Source organism: uncultured Bradyrhizobium sp. (assembly GCF_964252615.1).
GTDB lineage: Bacteria > Pseudomonadota > Alphaproteobacteria > Rhizobiales > Xanthobacteraceae > Bradyrhizobium.
This window is the reverse complement of sequence record NZ_CAXUNQ010000004.1, coordinates 112,816-129,602: the sequence shown is the minus strand read 5'-3', so window position 1 is coordinate 129,602 and position 16,787 is coordinate 112,816. Positions and strand designations below refer to the sequence as shown.

General features: G+C 63.9%; 10 protein-coding genes and 1 pseudogene. 7 read left to right on the top strand and 4 right to left on the bottom strand.

Annotation, left to right across the window (positions count from 1 at the left end; all coding sequences use genetic code 11):
* Positions 1-60: 60 nt before the first annotated feature.
* Positions 61-987: a methyltransferase domain-containing protein gene (locus ACFE72_RS04210; RefSeq protein WP_375411801.1), complete on the top strand. Its 927-nt coding sequence runs from the start codon at positions 61-63 to the stop codon at positions 985-987.
* Between the two features lie 104 nt (positions 988-1,091).
* Positions 1,092-1,237, top strand: a pseudogene (locus ACFE72_RS04205) (branched-chain amino acid ABC transporter substrate-binding protein); the annotation flags it as partial.
* A gap of 257 nt (positions 1,238-1,494) precedes the next feature.
* Here the strand turns inward: ACFE72_RS04205 and ACFE72_RS04200 are convergent.
* The gene (locus tag ACFE72_RS04200; protein ID WP_375411800.1) at positions 1,495-2,940 is read right to left on the bottom strand and encodes an outer membrane protein; all 1,446 of its coding nucleotides are present in this window, start codon (positions 2,938-2,940) and stop codon (positions 1,495-1,497) included.
* Positions 2,941-3,236: 296 nt separating this feature from the next.
* Between ACFE72_RS04200 and ACFE72_RS04195 the strand changes: the two genes are divergently transcribed.
* The 3 genes from ACFE72_RS04195 to ACFE72_RS04185 all read left to right on the top strand — a co-directional run bounded on the left by ACFE72_RS04195 (position 3,237) and on the right by ACFE72_RS04185 (position 8,061).
* Positions 3,237-5,828 carry a ligase-associated DNA damage response DEXH box helicase gene (locus tag ACFE72_RS04195; RefSeq protein ID WP_375411799.1) on the top strand — a complete coding sequence of 864 codons (2,592 nt, stop codon included), beginning with the start codon at positions 3,237-3,239 and terminating at the stop codon, positions 5,826-5,828.
* A gap of 51 nt (positions 5,829-5,879) precedes the next feature.
* Positions 5,880-6,545, top strand: coding sequence for a ligase-associated DNA damage response endonuclease PdeM (pdeM, locus tag ACFE72_RS04190; RefSeq protein ID WP_375411872.1), 666 nt, complete (start codon positions 5,880-5,882; stop codon positions 6,543-6,545).
* 160 nt (positions 6,546-6,705) lie between these two features.
* Positions 6,706-8,061, top strand: coding sequence for an NRAMP family divalent metal transporter (locus tag ACFE72_RS04185; RefSeq protein WP_375411798.1), 1,356 nt, complete (start codon positions 6,706-6,708; stop codon positions 8,059-8,061).
* Positions 8,062-8,087: 26 nt separating this feature from the next.
* Here the strand turns inward: ACFE72_RS04185 and ACFE72_RS04180 are convergent, their stop codons facing one another.
* From ACFE72_RS04180 to ACFE72_RS04170, 3 genes are all read right to left on the bottom strand, one after another.
* Positions 8,088-8,876, bottom strand: a complete 789-nt coding sequence (locus ACFE72_RS04180) for a TIGR02186 family protein (protein ID WP_375411797.1) — start codon at positions 8,874-8,876, stop codon at positions 8,088-8,090.
* Positions 8,876-9,802 (bottom strand): sulfite exporter TauE/SafE family protein, encoded by a 927-nt coding sequence (locus ACFE72_RS04175; protein WP_375411796.1) that lies wholly within the window; start codon positions 9,800-9,802, stop codon positions 8,876-8,878. Before ACFE72_RS04175 ends, ACFE72_RS04180 begins: the two co-directional genes overlap by 1 nt.
* Positions 9,803-9,997: 195 nt before the next feature.
* The gene (locus ACFE72_RS04170) at positions 9,998-13,309 is read right to left on the bottom strand and encodes a hypothetical protein (RefSeq protein WP_375411795.1); all 3,312 of its coding nucleotides are present in this window, start codon (positions 13,307-13,309) and stop codon (positions 9,998-10,000) included.
* A 357-nt stretch (positions 13,310-13,666) separates the two neighbouring features.
* Here ACFE72_RS04170 and ACFE72_RS04165 point away from each other — a divergent pair, with 357 nt between their 5' ends.
* Positions 13,667-15,457 carry an acyl-CoA dehydrogenase C-terminal domain-containing protein gene (locus ACFE72_RS04165; protein WP_375411794.1) on the top strand — a complete coding sequence of 597 codons (1,791 nt, stop codon included), beginning with the start codon at positions 13,667-13,669 and terminating at the stop codon, positions 15,455-15,457.
* A gap of 121 nt (positions 15,458-15,578) precedes the next feature.
* Positions 15,579-16,787: an acetyl-CoA C-acetyltransferase gene (locus tag ACFE72_RS04160; RefSeq protein WP_375411793.1), complete on the top strand. Its 1,209-nt coding sequence runs from the start codon at positions 15,579-15,581 to the stop codon at positions 16,785-16,787.

The window sequence follows — 16,787 nt, the reverse complement described above, 5'->3', positions numbered from 1 at the left end:
AAGAGTTGTTTGCTTGATGGATTGCCGGGATCGATCCCGGCAACGACGCACGCGGAAACCATGCCCGCACGATTGTTCCTGTCTTCCGGCGACATGATCGCCGACCGGCGCTTCGATTTTGCCCGCGATCTGCAGTTGAAAGGCGATCTCGTCGCGGCAGCCGACCTCCTGCTGCAGGCAACCGATCTGGCGCCCGGCTTTGCCTCGGCGTGGTTCACATTGGGCGACATTCGCGAACGGCTCGGTGAATGTGAGGATGCGATTGCGGCGTTTCGCAAGGCCCAAGCGGCCGACCCCGACGATCGTCACGGCGCAAGCCTGCGGCTGATGCTGCTCGGCGCCGAGCGATTGGCCGGCATGCCGCCGGCCTATGTCCGGTCGCTGTTCAACCAGTATGCGCCGAAATTCGAATCGGCGCTGCTCGACGATCTCGGCTATCGTGGGCCGGCACTGTTGTTAGAGGCGGTGCTGGCCGAGTGCGCTGCGGTGCGCAAGCTGGCATTCTTCAAGCGCGCCATCGACCTCGGCTGCGGCACCGGCCTGGTTGCGCGCGCCTTTGCGAAGGAGGTCGGTACGTTCATCGGGATGGATCTGTCGCCGCGCATGATCGAGCAGGCACGCGCCAGCGGGCTTTACGCCGAGCTGGAAGTGGCTGAGATGGTGCAAGGCCTGAGCGGCAAGCCCGACGCCAGCGCCAATCTGATCCTCGCCGCCGACGCGGTGGTCTATCTTTCCGATCTGGTGCCATTGCTGCGCGAGGCCGCGCGCGTGCTGGCGTCCGGAGGCCTGTTGGCATTTACCGCCGAAACCCATGGGGGAGAGGGTGTCATCCTGGGGAAAGGCCTGCGCTATGCACACGGCGCTATCCACATACGCGACACCATTGCGGCTGCCGGCCTCACGCTGTCACGGCTCGACGATCTGTCGGCGCGCAATGAGGACAACATCCCGGTGCCTGGCCTCGTGGTGGTCGCGGCCAGGATTTGACGCGGCTACATGCCGCAACCGGGTGTCAGCCATTGCTGAAAGTGCTGGAATGGCCGATCGATGCAATGCCAGGGAGAAAACAATGAAAATCCTTCTTTCAAAGCGAGCTTCTCCTCAACACCGGCGCGTCGAATGGAACGATCCGAAAAATAACAAATGGACGATGGCAGGTCTGCCGTTATATCCGACCGAGGCGCGGATTCTCGCCAAATATGTTCTGAGCGTGAAGCCAAATGCGACGGTCGCGATCACCGACGTCGTCCTGAGACGCTGACCGAAAAGCATCCGAAAAATCAGGCGTCGTCATTGGTTCGTCATGCCGGCCCTGTGCGGGCATCCACGTGTTAAAGGCGCTGAAGAAGAAAGACGTGGATGGCCGGCACGAAGCCCGGCCATAACGAAAGCGGTCAAGTCCGGCCATGACGCCTGGGTGCATTATTCGCTGACAAGGGCCCAAACAAAAACCCCGGCCAGAGGCCGGGGTTTTGATATCTGCTGTTGTCGCGATCAGTATTTCGCAACCACCGGCGAGGAGTTGAAGTGATAGTTCAAACCGGTGCGGAAGATATGCTCGTGAACCTGGGTGCTGTTGGTCGCTACGAAAGCAGCCGGTCCGCCGACGACAGCCGGGGTTGCAAAGGCACCGGTCTGGGTACCGAGATCGACATAGAGATATTCGGTTTTCGACGTCCAGTTATTGCCCAGCACTCCGACCAGGAAGGTGAACGGGGTCTCGATACCGCCGCCGACGGTCCAGCCGCCCTTGGTGTTCGAGAATTCCGTGGCGCCAACGCCGGTACCGAGATTGTAGGCGATCTTGGTCTTGATGCCGCCGTAAGCATAACCGCCGGTGGCGTAGAACAGGCTTGATCCGACCGAATAGCCGACGCGGCCGCGCACGGTGCCGAACCAGGGCAGGCTGGCATCATAGGCAGCAAACAGCGTCAGCGGGTTACAGGACGCCACGCAGGCACGGTTGTCGCGCTGGCTCGCCCCCTGAATATCGGCCTCCAAACCGAACACCCAGTTCGCGGCCTGCCAGTTGTAGCCGGCCTGGACGCCGCCATTGAAGCCGTCCGGGGTCAGATTGAAGAATTCAGTGGTGCCGGCAGCACTTAATGCGGTGCGATCGCGGCCGATGCCGGAGCCGATATTGCCGCCGAGGTAGAAGCCGGTCCAGTTCGACGCCGGCGGCGGAACGTAAGCCGCACCATTGCCGCCGATGCGGTAGTTCAGGCCGACCCGGAACATCTGCTCACGGATGTCCGTGCTCATGGCCTGGGGAATGCCGTTCAGCGTAAAGGCGTCCATCCGGTCGCCCAAGGTGAACCAGAGGTACTCGATCTTGCCGGTCCAGTTGCCGCCCAGCGAGGCTTCGATGCCGCTGCCCCAGGTCCAGCCGCCACGGTTCTGGTTTGACGCAAATGCACCGGTGGTCCCGATCGTCTCCGTCAGCGTCGTCTTGACGCTGCCATAGGCCCAACCGGCCGTGACGTAGGTCAGGACCGGACCGGTTGCGATACCGACGCGTCCGCGGACCGTGCCGAACCAGTCAAGCTTCTGGTTGAACCGGGAATTGACGCCCACCGCGCAGCCGAGCAGGCAGGTGTAGTTGTCTCGCAGCCCGGTGCCCTGGATGTCGGCCTCGACACCGAAGACCAGCCCGCCGAAGAACGAGTTCGGCACCTGCCAGTTGTAGCCCACCTGGCCGCCACCCATGCCACCCTGGGGATTGAGGTAGGATGCTTCGAACGAGGGACCAGCCGGGATGGCGAGGCGGGTGTAATCGCGGCCGATGCCGACCCCGGCGTTCACGCCGATGTAGAATCCGGTCCAGTCATAGACCATGGCCACCGGGGCTTTGAGATAAGGCGCCTTGACCGCCATGTCTGCCGCCTGGGCGCTGACCGCGGTTCCAAGGAGTGCTGCTGCTCCAGCCAGTATCTTTTTCATCGTCGTCCCCAAAGTTCTCAACCCAAAGTCCAAATTTGAACTGAGAGTGTATCCGCAAGCTTTGGGCCTGTCTGTGGCGGGGCAGCCACACTGTCAGGGAATGATAGCTGTACGCCAAAAAGCTGCGAAAAATACCGGCTTCTGATGTATCGCATCATCGCCGCCGCGGGGGTGTGCCACCGTTCAACAGACGCTCGATCCGGGGCAAATCGGGTATGGGCGATGATTCGGCCGGCGGTGCCAGGGCTGCGCGAATAACCTCGACCGAAGCGTCGTGAAGGCATAGCTGTGCAGTCGTGCTGTCACCTGACCACGATCTGCAGCCTGCATTGCTGCCTGGAACCTTCCTGCGCTGGTTCGCTGCGCGGGGCTGGTCGCCGCGCGCGCATCAACTGGCGCTGCTTGCGAAGGCGCGCAACGATCGCTCGGCGCTATTGATCGCGCCGACCGGCGCCGGCAAGACGCTGGCCGGATTTCTGCCGACCCTGGTCGAGCTTTCTTCTCCCGGCGCCCTCGCCGGGGAGGGACGGCAAGCGGAGCATGCTTCGGGCAATGAAAAGAAGCTTGTTTCCACCGGACGTGGCCTGGCGCGCAGCCGCGGCCTGCATACGCTGTACATCTCGCCCCTGAAGGCGCTCGCGGTCGATATCGCGCGCAATCTGGAGGCGCCGATCGCGCAGATGGCGCTGCCGATCAAGGTCGAGACCCGTACCGGCGACACGCCGGTGTCGCGGCGGCAGCGACAGCGGCGCTATCCGCCGGATATCCTGCTCACCACGCCCGAACAACTGGCGCTGTTGCTGTCGTCCGACGACGCGCCGTTTCTGTTTTCGTCGCTGAAGCGCATCGTGCTCGATGAACTGCACGCGTTGGTGACCTCGAAGCGCGGCGATCTGCTATCGCTTGGGCTGGCGCGGCTGTGGCGGCTGGCGCCGCGAATGCGCTCGATCGGTCTGTCGGCCACGGTGGCGGAGCCGGAATCCCTGGCACGGTTTCTGGTGCCGCAACGCGACGGCGCGGTCGAAGGCGCCGATATCGTCGTCGCCGGGGGCGCAGCGCCCCCGATCGTCGAGATGCTCGATACCAAGGAGCGGCTGCCCTGGGCCGGCCATACCGCGCGCCACGCCCTCGATGAAATCTACGACCTGATCAAGGTCAACAAGACCACGCTGGTTTTCGTCAATACCCGCAGCCAGGCGGAGATGCTGTTTCAGGATCTCTGGCGCATGAACGACGACGGCCTGGCAATCGCGCTGCATCACGGTTCGCTCGACGTCGCCCAACGCCGCAAGGTCGAGGATGCGATGGCGGCGGGAAGGCTGCGCGGCGTGGTCTGCACCTCGTCGCTGGATCTCGGCGTCGACTGGGGCGACGTCGATCTGGTGATCAACATCGGCGCGCCGAAGGGGGCCTCGAGGCTGATGCAGCGAATCGGCCGCGCCAACCACCGCATCGATGAAGCATCGCGGGCGGTGCTGGTGCCGGCCAATCGTTTCGAGGTCCTGGAGTGCCGGGTCGCCATCGATGCCGTCGCCCAAAACGCCCAGGACACCCCGCCGCTGCGCACCGGCGCGCTCGATGTGCTGGCGCAGCATGTGCTGGGCTGCGCCTGCGGCGAGCCGTTTCTCGCAGACGAGCTTTACGCGGAAGTGTTGACAGCCGCGACCTATTGCGCCCTGACACGAACGGATTTTGAGGGCGTGGTCGATTTCGTCGCCACCGGCGGCTATGCGCTGAAAACCTACGAGCGTTTCGCCCGCATCAAGCAGGACAGGCAAGGGCGCTGGCGCGTCACCAATCCGCGCGTCCGGCAAAGTTACCGGCTGAATATCGGTACCATCGTCGAGGACACCATGCTGAAAGTACGGCTGGTGCGCGCGCGCGGCGGCGGTTCGGGATTGACGGGCGCGTTGGGGCGCGGGGGAAGGACGCTCGGCGAGATCGAGGAAGCCTTCATCGAGGGGTTGGTGATCGGCGATACCTTCGTGTTCGGCGGCGAGGTGGTGCGCTACGAATCGCTGGCCGAGGATCAGGTGTATGTCTCGCGCGCCAACGACGCCGACGCCAAGGTGCCGTCCTACATGGGCGGCAAGTTTCCACTCTCCACCTATCTGGCCGAACGCGTCCGGAAACTGCTCGCCGACAAGCGCGCCTGGAATGGCTTGCCGGACCAGGTGCGCGACTGGCTGGCGCTGCAGGCCGATGTCTCGCGGGTGCCCAATGTGCGCGAACTGGTGGTGGAAACCTTTCCCCGCGCCAGCAAGCATTATCTCGTCTGTTATCCGTTCGAAGGACGCCTCGCGCACCAGACCTTGGGCATGCTGCTGACGCGGCGGATGGAGCGCGCGCGGGCGCGGCCGCTCGGCTTCGTTGCCAATGAATACGCGCTTGCCGTATGGAGCCTCGGCGATCTGTCGTTCATGATCCGGCAGGGAAAAATGAATCTCGACGAACTGTTCGATCCCGACATGCTCGGCGACGATCTCGAAGCCTGGCTTGCCGAATCGGCGCTGATGAAACGAACTTTTCGCACTTGTGCGGTGATTTCCGGCCTGATCGCGCGGCGCTTTACCGGCGCAGAGAAAAGCAAGCGCCAGGTGCTGTTTTCCACCGACCTGATCTACGACGTATTGCGCAGGCACCAGCCCGACCATGTTCTGTTGCGCGCGGCCCGCGCCGACGCGGCCACGGGGTTGCTCGATATCCGCCGGCTCGGTGATATGCTGTCGCGAATCAAGGGGCGGATCGTCCATAAGGAACTCGATCATGTTTCGCCGCTCGCGGTGCCGGTGATGCTGGAAATCGGCCGCGAGTCAGTCTATGGCGAAGCGTCGGACGAGTTGCTTGCGGAAGCCGCGGATGAACTCGTCAAAGAGGCGACAGGATAGACCGTGACGGCACGCGCGCAATTTTCAGAACACGAGCCGGCCGCCGCGCGCATTGCCACCGTCACCATCCTGAGCGTGACGTTGGTCGCCGACCTGTCCGGCGCTTTCTTCTGGGAATCCGAGCGTCTGCTGGTGGTTTCCGATCTGCATCTGGAAAAGGGCTCCAGTTTTGCCTCGCGTGGCGTGCTGTTGCCGCCCTACGACACGGTGGCGACGCTGTCGCGCCTCAGTGCGGTCATTGCGCGGCACAATCCGCGCACCGTGATCGCGCTCGGCGACAGCTTTCATGACCGCAAAGCGCACGAGCGCCTATCCGCGCCGGACCGCGAAGCCATCGCGGCGCTGCAGGTAGGACGCGACTGGGTCTGGATCGCGGGCAACCACGATCCGTCGTTGCCGTCCGGTCTCGGCGGCGTGGTCGCGAGCGAAGTCGCGGTCGGACCCGTTGGGTTTCGACATGAGCCGACGGGTGCGGCGGGCGAGATCGCCGGACACCTGCATCCGAAGGCGCGCGTCACCACGCGCGGACGTACGGTGGAGCGGCGATGTTTTGCCAGCGACGGGAGGCGCGCGGTGATGCCGTCATTCGGAGCCTATACCGGCGGCCTGAACATTCGCGATGCCGCCTTCCAAAGGATATTCCAGACGCCGGGTTTCATGGCGCATGTGCTCGGCGACAACCGCATGCACGCGATCTCGGCCTCACGCTGTTATTGAGGAATTTACGCCGTCTTGGCACACACCGTAGGGCCAATTCCGCCGGCCTGTCGGCCAGCCGCCGGGTTGCGCGGCGGGGATTCTCGAGCCGGATACCGCCCCCGACATCAAACCTCTTGCCTGGGTCGCGATCCGGAACCAACATCGCGGTACGCTGAGGGTGCGAGGGCGGGGTGAGCAAAAAAGCCAAGACCAGGCCGAAGAATCCCAGGAAGCCGAGGGACCAAAGGCCGATTCCCAGGGTCGAGCACCGCGAACCGTTTCGATTCAGGATTTCCTCAAAAGCCTTGGGCCCGGCCTTATCACCGGCGCCTCCGATGACGATCCCTCCGGCATCGGCACTTACAGCCAGGCCGGTGCGCAGCTCGGCTACGGCATCGGCTGGACCATGCTGCTGACGTTTCCGCTGATGGCGGCGATTCAGGAGATTTCAGCCCGTGTCGGCCGCGTCACCGGGCGCGGCATTGCCGGCAATGTCTGCCGGCATTATTCGGCGACGCTGCTCAATATCGTGATCGCGTTGCTGTTCATCGCCAACACCATCAACATCGCGGCCGATCTCGGCGCGATGGCGGATGCGACCAAATTGCTGATCGGGGGGCCGGGCATCGTCTATGTACTGGTATTCGGCGTCACCTCGGTCGCGGCGCAGATTTTCTTTGACTATTCGCACTACGTTGCGGTGCTGAAATGGCTGACGCTGTGCCTGTTCGCCTATGTCGCAGCGCTCGCTGTCGCCCATGTGCATTGGGGCGAGGCGATCACCGGCATTCTGGTGCCGAGGCTGACATGGAGCGCCGATTATCTGACCACCATCGTCGCCATCTTCGGCACCACCATCTCGCCCTATCTGTTCTTCTGGCAGGCCTCGCAGGAAGCCGAGGACCAGCGCGTCGATGCCACCAAGCAGCCGCTGATCGAAAAGCATTATGGCGCGCAAAACGAATTCCACCGGATTCGCGCCGACACCATCGTCGGCATGGCGTTTTCCAACCTGATTGCCCTGTCGATCATCATCACGGCGGCAGCAACCCTGCATGCCACCGGCAAGACCGACATCCAAACCTCGGCGCAGGCAGCCGAAGCGCTAAAGCCCATCGCAGGCGCGTTTGCGGAAGTCATTTTCGCGCTCGGCATCGTCGGCACCGGATTGCTGGCGATTCCGGTTCTCGGCGGCGCAACGGCCTATGCCGTCGGCGAAGGCCGCCGCTGGCCGGTCGGGCTTGCGCGCAAGCCGAAAGAGGCGATCGCCTTCTATGCCGTGCTGGCATTGTCGGCCGGAATAGGCATTGCGCTGAATTTTACCTCGATCAATCCGATCTCCGCGCTGTTCTGGAGCGCCGTCATCAATGGCGTGCTCGCTGTTCCAGTGATGGTGCTGCTGATGATCATGGCGCGGCGCAAGGACGTGATGGGTCGCTTTACGATCGGCGGGGCGTTGCACTGGCTTGGCTGGCTCGCAACTGCGGCGATGGCGCTCAGCGTAGCGGCAATGGGTATCGGCCTCTTTATGTGAGTTCATGTCCTCGATGCGTTGCGACATTAATCCTTCCGGAACACGATCGAGGCCATCCATCCCGTCATCAGCGCCATGAACGCCGTCACCAGCCCATAGATGAAACCGTTCTGACGCGCCGTGGTGGCGACGAATTGCTCGAACCCCACCTTGACGATTTCGAACGCGGTATCGGTCCGCGTCACCAGCATGCCGTCGGCAAACAGCTTGATCTCAACATCGTAGGTCCCGATCGGGACCTCCCCCGGAAGCGGGATTCCGGTGCGAAACAGCGTCGGGGTCAAAAACGTCACCGCGGAGCTCGCTTCGCGATAGAGACCGTGCTGCGAACGCAGCCGCACGAAGGCGCTGCGGAATGCGTCGTCCGGAACCACATCGGCGTAGTCGGGACCGACCCGCTGGGTCAGCAATACGTTGTTGAGGCCGAGCTGCTGCCGGCGCTGCACTTCGGGCGGAGCGATGGCGTCGAACGGCCGGTTGGAAAACAGGGCGAGATAGGTCGGCACTTTCAGAAACTGCCGGTAGTCGTTATTCATCCAGATGCCGAACCGGCGCTCCTTGCGGCGGGTCACCATGTCCGCGCGCGGACCGCTGACGGTGACGACGAGATCGTAATTGCCACGGTTTGCGGGCGCCCTGTCGTCCTTCTCGACCGAGCCGAACAGCACCAGTTCCTCGCCGGAATAATTCGGCGTCACGGTGACGCGATGGTTCGACACGGAAACGATCAGCCGTTCGGCATGCGCGACGTCGGCCGCCAGACCGGCGCCCAGCACGAGCGCGAAGCCGATACCCGCGATGGGTGGACGCCACATCATCCGGCGCCCCCGGTTTCCCGGATGGTGAAGAGATCGTCGGGGCGGATCCCCAATTCGATGGCAAAGCGGATGCCGACCGCGAGAATTAGCAGTCCGAGCAGCAGCCGCAAATGCTCGCCGCGAATCTTTTGCCCGGCGCGGGCGCCGAACTGCGCGCCGGTGACGCCGCCGATCATCAGGATCAGCGCCAGCACAGCGTCGACCAGATGGTTGGTGACGGCGTGCAGCATGGTGGCAAAGAGCATGGTGACCAGCGTCAGTACCATGGAGGTGCCGATCACCGTCGAGGTCGGAACCTTCAGCAGATAGATCATGATCGGGATCAGGATAAAGCCGCCGCCGATGCCCATCACCGCGCCGATGAAGCCAATCACCAGGCCGACCGCGACGACCGGGATCACCGACAGGTAAATTTTCGAGCGCTTGAAACGCATTTTCAGCGGCAGACCGTGGATCCAGCCATGACTGCCCGAGCGCCGCATCGGGATCACAACGCCGCGCCGCGTGCGCAGGATCGCGCGCAATCCTTCCCAGAACATCAATCCGCCGACGGCCGAGAGAAGCACCACATAGGACAGCGCGATCAGCAGATCGAGCTGGCCAAGCGAGCGCAGCAGGGTGAATGTCCACACGCCGAGTGCGGTGCCGATAACGCCGCCGCTTAGCAATACCAGGGCCAATGCCGGATCGATGGCGCGTTTGCGCCAGTAGGACAGCGCGCCGGAAAACGACGACGCCGCGATATGGCTCGCGACCGAGGCGACGGCGACTGCGGGTGCGATGCCGACGAAGATCAATAGCGGCGTCATCAGGAAGCCGCCGCCAATTCCGAACATGCCGGACACGAATCCGACCGCCGCACCCATCGCCAGGATGAGAAAGACGTTGACCGGAATGTCGGCGATCGGAAGGTAAAGCTGCACGCGCGCTCGCTTCGGATTTTTAGCCCTGCAGCCGGCCGAAACCGCTCACGGCATGGTTTTTTCGATAGCGGCGCGGGTTATTGGCCGCGCTCCTGCATAACCGAAATCGCCGGCCTGAGGGATTAAAGTATCCCCGAAATGCCGGGTTTTTGCCGCGGTCCCGCGCGCAACTTTCGAAGTGGTGAATAATTCAGATTAACGCGCGGCGCGCTTGATGGCGACCGGCCTGGCCGCGCCAGGTGCCGGCTTGGCCGCATCGGCCTGGGTCGGTGCGACGTCCCATCCCCCGGCCGGGCTTGCCGTATTGACGGCGTCGTCGGGCTGGCCTTCCGGCGTAAAGGTCTGGATTGCCAGTTTCGCGGCAGCCAGCGACTGCGCGTCGAGCCGCTTGGCGATATCATCGCGTTTGCGCACCGAGTCGGCGTCGCCCTGGGCGGCGGCGAGACTGAACCATTTGAAGGATTCGGCAAGGTTCTGTTCGACGCCGATACCGCGCGCATAGAGAATGCCGAGATTGAACTGGCTGTCGGCGACGCCGCGGTCGGCCGCCTTGCGGAACCATTGCGACGCGCTCTTGTAATTGGCGCCCTTGCCGCCGCCATCGGCGTCGAGCACGGCGAGATTGTGCATCGCCTTGGCGTTGCCCCGTTCCGCGGCCTGCAGGTAGTAGCGGCGCGCAAGGTCGGCATCTTTCTTCACGCTGAGGCCCTTTTCGTAAAGGGTCCCGAGCCGGAAGATCGCAGGCACCACGCCTGCTTGCGCGGCGCGGTCGTACCATTTCGCGGCATCGTCATAGCTCGCCGGCACGCCTTTGCCTTCGGCATAGCGGAGGCCGATCTCATAAGCGGCGGAGGGATCGCCTTTAAGCGCGGCTGCGCGCAGGACCGGTCCGCCGATTCCGTCCGGCAATTTTTCTTCCGGAGGAATCTGGATCAGCGTCAGTTTGCGATTGGCGGCCAGCACCGGAACCGCGGGGCTCGCCTGCGGGATCGTTCCGGTGATATCCGGCGCGGTGACCGGAGCGGCTGCCGGCATTGCGGGCTGCGGGATCGCCACCGATGCGGTGCTCTCCGAAACGGCCGGCGCGGGTGCATTAAGCGATTGCCGGCCGATCGGTGTCGGCGAGGTCATCGAAGGCATGGCCGGAGCGGGTGCCGCGGGCTTGGCGCTTTCGGCAGGCGCCGGGGGCGGCGGCTCGCTGGAGATCTCCGATTCCGGCATTGACGGCGGCGTGCCGCTGTCGAGCAGCGTCATCGCCATCTTGAAGGTGCCGAGCACGATCACGACCACGCTCGCGCCGACCAGCAGCGAGCGGATCTTGGACGTGATGGTGGACGAGCCTTTGGCCGCATCACCGCTCGTATCCTTGAGCGCGGCGACGCGCTTGGTCCTGTTGTCCTTGGCGGGCGTCGCCGCAGCGGCCTGCGCGGCCCGGCGGGCGGCGGCGATGAAACTCGACGTGCTGGCCTGCTCGCGGGCAGCCGGGGAAATCTCGCTGATGGCGCTTTCCGACGCTGCGATGCGCTCCGACGGTGACGCGGTACGGCCCACCGGCCGCGTACCCGGTTCCAGCGGATGATCCGGCGGCAGATCGGGTTCGATCGCCGCGCGCGGTAGCGGCGCCTGAGGTTCGAGAATTTCGCTGATCGCCCTTGGGGCGATGACCGGCGCGGCGGGCGGCTCGGCGGCGTGGAATTCGCGCGGCGCAGCGGCGAAATGTGCCTGGGCGGCAGCCGGATTCGGCATTTCCGGTCGGGGCGGCGGCGGGGCGGCTTGCTGCGGCGTCATCGCGCGCGAGAGCGGTTGGGCCGCCGTCACGGGCGCCGGTGGCACCGGCGCGGGGCGGGCTGCGCGCAGATCGCCCTCGATCATCGCCAATCGGTCGACCACATGTCCGAGCGTGTTATGAACGACTTCAAGCGCGTCCTGGGTATGACGGCCGGTTTCCGACTGGTTGAAGCGCATGTCGGACAATTCGCGCTTGATCAGATCGACCAGGCCGCTGTCCATCTGCATGGCGGGCGGCGCGCCGGTCCTTCCGTCGTCGGCGGGCGCGGCAGACCTGGCATGCTGGGTTTCAAGATGGCGCAGCACATCCTGCAGGCCTTCCTCGACCCGCCCGAGATTGCCGGAGCGGTGATCCGTCGAAGCTTCGAGGCGCTCCAGCAGATACGACACGCGCTGTTCCAGATGGGCAAATGCCGACGCGCTGTCATTGCCGACCTGCATATGGTCGAGGCGGTCCATCAGCGCCCGCAACGCGCCTTCGATATGCTCGGAATTGTCGCTGGCGACAGGCCGTTGGCGGCCTTCCAGGGACGATGTCAATGCGGCGATGCGCTGTTCGAGGATCGCGAACGAATCACCATGGCCCTCGGACCGGGCGAACTGGTCGACCTTGGACGACAGCGCCTGAACGTCGTCGCTGAGCCGTGCCAGTGCGTCGGTCGACGCGACATTGGAGACGATCGAGCGCAGCGCGGAAATTGCATCTTCAAGCTGACGAATGGTGCCGGGATCGTCGTTGCTGCGCACGATCATGTCGAGCTTGGCGCTGAGATTGCGGATCGCGTCGTCGTAGCCCGCCAGTTGTTCGGCCGGAGTCATCGAGCGTAGCGCTTCGCGTATCTCGTTGAGTGCGCGTTCGATACCGGCGAGCGCCTGGCCGTCGGTGCCGTTCTGCCTGCTGTCGTCGATCCGTCGCGACAGCAAACGGATCTCGTTTTCGATCGATTCGATCGCGCGGCGCGGCATCGCCTCGGTGATGGCATGGCGAATTTGGTTCAGTTCGCCGCGGAACGCGGCGATCGACTGCTCGATATTGTCCGGACGCTGCAGCGACTCGATCTGGCTGGTGATCTTGAGCAGATGCCGCTCGAGCCCGGAAAAATCCGGGCCGGCGGGCGCCGGCTGCGCCATCGCCGGTGCGATCGGCGGTGCCGCACGGGACGGCATCGGCCGCGGCGAGGAATTATCGAGCTCGCTTTGGCGCGCAGTGATTTCTGCAATGGCGAAGTCCAGCGTTCCTGGATTGAGCGGCGGAGAAGAACGGTAGACTTGCGCCGCCGCGCGCTCGACTTTCTCGGCCTGGCGCTGGGAATCCTGGCGCTGCGCCTGCTTCGGCGCGGGGTTTGAAATCTGCGACAGCCGCGCGTCGAGTCGCGAAATGGCGTCGTTCAACTGCTTGGCGACACCGGGGCCGTTGTGCGATGCGCCGCCGGGCGGGGCATCGTTGGGCGCCGCGTCGTTACGAGGTGCTGGGCGCGAAATCTGTTCGATCTGGCGGGTGATGGAATCCAGCCGCTGATGAATGTCGGCGACGTCTTTGGCGTCCTGGCTCGGAAGCGGCGGATCGTGGGGGACAGGAATGTTCGGGGCCGTGGAATCGCCGACGGTGGAATTGAGCCAGTCATCGAGCGACATGCCGGCGCGTCGCGCGGCGGCCTCGGCCCGCTCACGGACCGATGGATCGATGCCCTCTACACTCCACGATACGCGCGAATTCATGCTCTGGCCCGGTTCGAACTCTCGGCGCATCGCTGCACCGCCAGCTTCCCCGCGCGTCCCATTGAAGAGACAATCGAATTCAGCGCAGGTCGTCTGCATCTGAGATCGACTTTTTCGTGTTACGGTAAACAACGGGTTAAGGAGTTGCGGATCAGGCCCTAAAAACTGCTATTTGGCGCAAATTCAACCGTAGGTGCGTGCTTCGCGGTAGCAGGGCGCGCATGTTGTCGCTTTGGCTCTCTTAGGCTCCCCTTCGGCCTCGGGTTCCGTCTAATGTGATTTTGCAACAAGCCGATTGCTGCGATGCAAAAATTTGCCTAAACGAAGCCGCCTGAAGCCCTGCCGGAGAAGGTCCCGATGCCCAGTTACAAAGCCCCGCTGGAAGACGTCAGCTTTCTGCTCAACGACGTGTTCCAGATCGACCGATACAACAATCTTCCGGGCTTCAGCGACGCGCCCGCGGACGTGCGGGAAGCGATCCTGGCCGAGGCCGCCAAGCTCAGCGAGGAAGTGCTGCAGCCGCTCAACCGCATCGGCGACCTCGAGGGTTGCACCCGCCACGACGATGGTCGGGTCACGACGCCGAAGGGTTTTAAGGCTGCTTACAAGCAACTGGGCGAAGGCGGCTGGCTCGGACTATCGGCTCCCGCGGAGTATGGCGGGCAGGGCCTGCCGACCACGCTGACGCAAACCGTCAACGAATTCCAGATGTCGGCCAATATGGCGTTCTCGATGTATCCGGGCCTGACCCAGGGCGCCACTGCCGCCTTGATGGTGCACGGCAAGCCGGAGCAGAAGAAAATGTTCGTGCCGCGGATGCTGGCCGGAGACTGGACCGGCACCATGAACCTCACCGAGCCGCAATGCGGCACCGATTTGGGGCTGTTGCGCACCAGGGCTGTGAAGCAGGCCGACGGCAGCTACAAGATTACCGGGACCAAGATCTTCATCTCCGGCGGCGAGCACGATCTCACCGAAAACATCATCCATCTCGTGCTGGCGCGGATCGAGGGCGCCCCGGCCGGCATCAAGGGCGTGTCACTGTTCGTGGTGCCCAAGGTGCTGGTCAATGCCGACGGCTCTCTCGGTGCGACGAATGGGGTGTCGTGCGGTTCGATCGAACACAAGATGGGCATTCACGGCAACTCCACCTGCGTTATGAATTACGACGGCGCCACCGGCTGGCTGATCGGCGAGGAAAACAAGGGCATGCAGGGCATGTTCGTGATGATGAACGAGGCCCGGCTCGGCGTGGCGGTGCAGGGGTTGGCGCAATCCGAAGTCGCCTATCAGAACGCCGTCGCTTACGCGAAAGACCGCCTGCAAGGCCGTTCGCTGACAGGGCCTAAAGCGCCGGACAGGCCGGCCGATCCGATCATTGTGCATCCCGACGTGCGCCGTACCCTGCTCACGATCCGCGCCTTCAACGAGGCGGCGCGCGCGATGGTGGTGTGGACCGCGCTGAAGAGCGACGTCGCGCACAGATCGAGCGATGCCAAGGATCGCCAGGAGGCCGACGACCACATGGGCCTGATGACGCCGGTGCTCAAGGGCGTGCTTACCGACGTCGGGTTTTCCAACGCGGTGCTGGCCCAGCAGGTGTTCGGCGGCCACGGCTACATCGCCGAATGGGGCATGGAGCAGTTCGTGCGCGACGCGCGCATTGCCATGATCTATGAAGGCGCCAACGGCATTCAGGCGCTCGATCTGGTGGGGCGCAAGTTGCCGCGCGACGGTGGCCGCGCGGCGATGGCGTTCTTCGCCGAGGTTGCCGCATTCGCCAAGGATCACGCCGCCGATGAGGCGATGCAGCCTTATCTCGCACCGCTGTCGACCGCGCTCGGTCACTTGCAGCAGGCCACCATGTGGCTGATGCAGAATGCGCTGGCCAAGCCCGACAATGCCGGCGCCGGCGCCACCGATTACATGCACCTGTTCGGTCTGGTCACGTTCGGTTACATGTGGGCGCGAATGGCGAAAGTAGCCCAAGACAAGATTGCCGGCGGCGGCGCTGCACCTTATCTGACCTCCAAGCTCGTCACCGGCCGCTTCTTCATGGAGCGGATGCTGCCGGAAACCTCGGTGCATCTCGCGCGCATCCAGACTGGAAGCGGCACCACCATGGAATTGCCGGCGGAAGCGTTTTGAAAAGATAACACCGTCCTTGCGGGCGAAGCGAAGCAATCCACAGGCCGCACAGGAAAGTCGGATTGCTTGGTCGCTACGCTCCTCGCAAGGACGAATCGCAAGACTGAAACGGGAGAACCCAATGCCTGAGGCGTTCATTTACGATCACGTCCGCACCCCGCGCGGCCGTGGCAAGCCCGACGGCTCGCTGCACGAGGTGACCGCGCTGGCGCTGGCCACCGCGCCGTTGAAGGCGCTGAAGGAGCGTAACAACATCCAGCCGGGCACCATCGACGACGTCGTGCTGGGCTGCGTCGATCCGGTCGGCGAGGCCGGCGGCGACATCGCGCGCATGGCGGCGCTGAGCGCAGGTTATGGCAACGACGTGCCGGGCATCCAGATCAACCGGTTTTGCGCGTCGGGGCTCGATGCCGTGAATTTTGCGGCAGCCCAGGTGATGTCGGGCCAGCACGCGATGACGATCGGCGGTGGCGCCGAATCCATGAGCCGGGTCGGCATCGGCGCCTCCGGGGGCGCGTGGCCGATGGATCCTTCGATCGCGGTGCCGGCCTACTTCATGCCGCAGGGCGTCTCGGCCGACCTGATCGCGACCAAATACGGTTTTTCACGCGACGATGTCGACGCCTATGCAGTGCAGAGCCAGCAGCGCGCCGGCAAGGCGTGGCAGGAGGGGCGCTTCGACAAGTCGGTGGTACCGGTCAAGGACATCAACGGCCTTACCATTCTCGCCAAGGACGAGCACATGCGCCCGACCACGACGATGCAGTCGTTGGCGTCGTTGCAGCCGTCATTCGTGATGATGGGGCAAATGGGCGGGTTCGAGGCGGTGGCGATCCAGTCTCATCCGGAAATCGAGCGCGTCAATTACGTGCATCACGCCGGCAATTCTTCCGGCATCGTCGATGGCGCGGGGGCGGTGCTGCTCGGCAACAGGGAAGCCGGCGAAAAAGCAGGCCTGAAGCCGCGTGCAAAGATCCGTGCTTTCGCCAATATCGGCTCCGAGCCGGCGATGATGTTGACCGGACCCGTCGACGTGACCAGGAAGGTGCTGGAGCGATCCGGCATGAGACTGTCGGACATCGACCTGTTCGAACTTAACGAGGCATTCGCTTCGGTGGTCCTGCGCTACATCCAGGCCTTCGACATCGACAACGCCAAGATCAACGTCAATGGCGGCGCGATTGCACTGGGCCATCCACTTGGCGCTACCGGTGCGATGATTCTCGGAACCGTGCTTGACGAACTGGAGCGCTCCGGCAAATCGACGGCGCTGGTAACGCTATGCATCGGCGGCGGCATGGGCACCGCGACGATTATCGAGCGGGTTTAG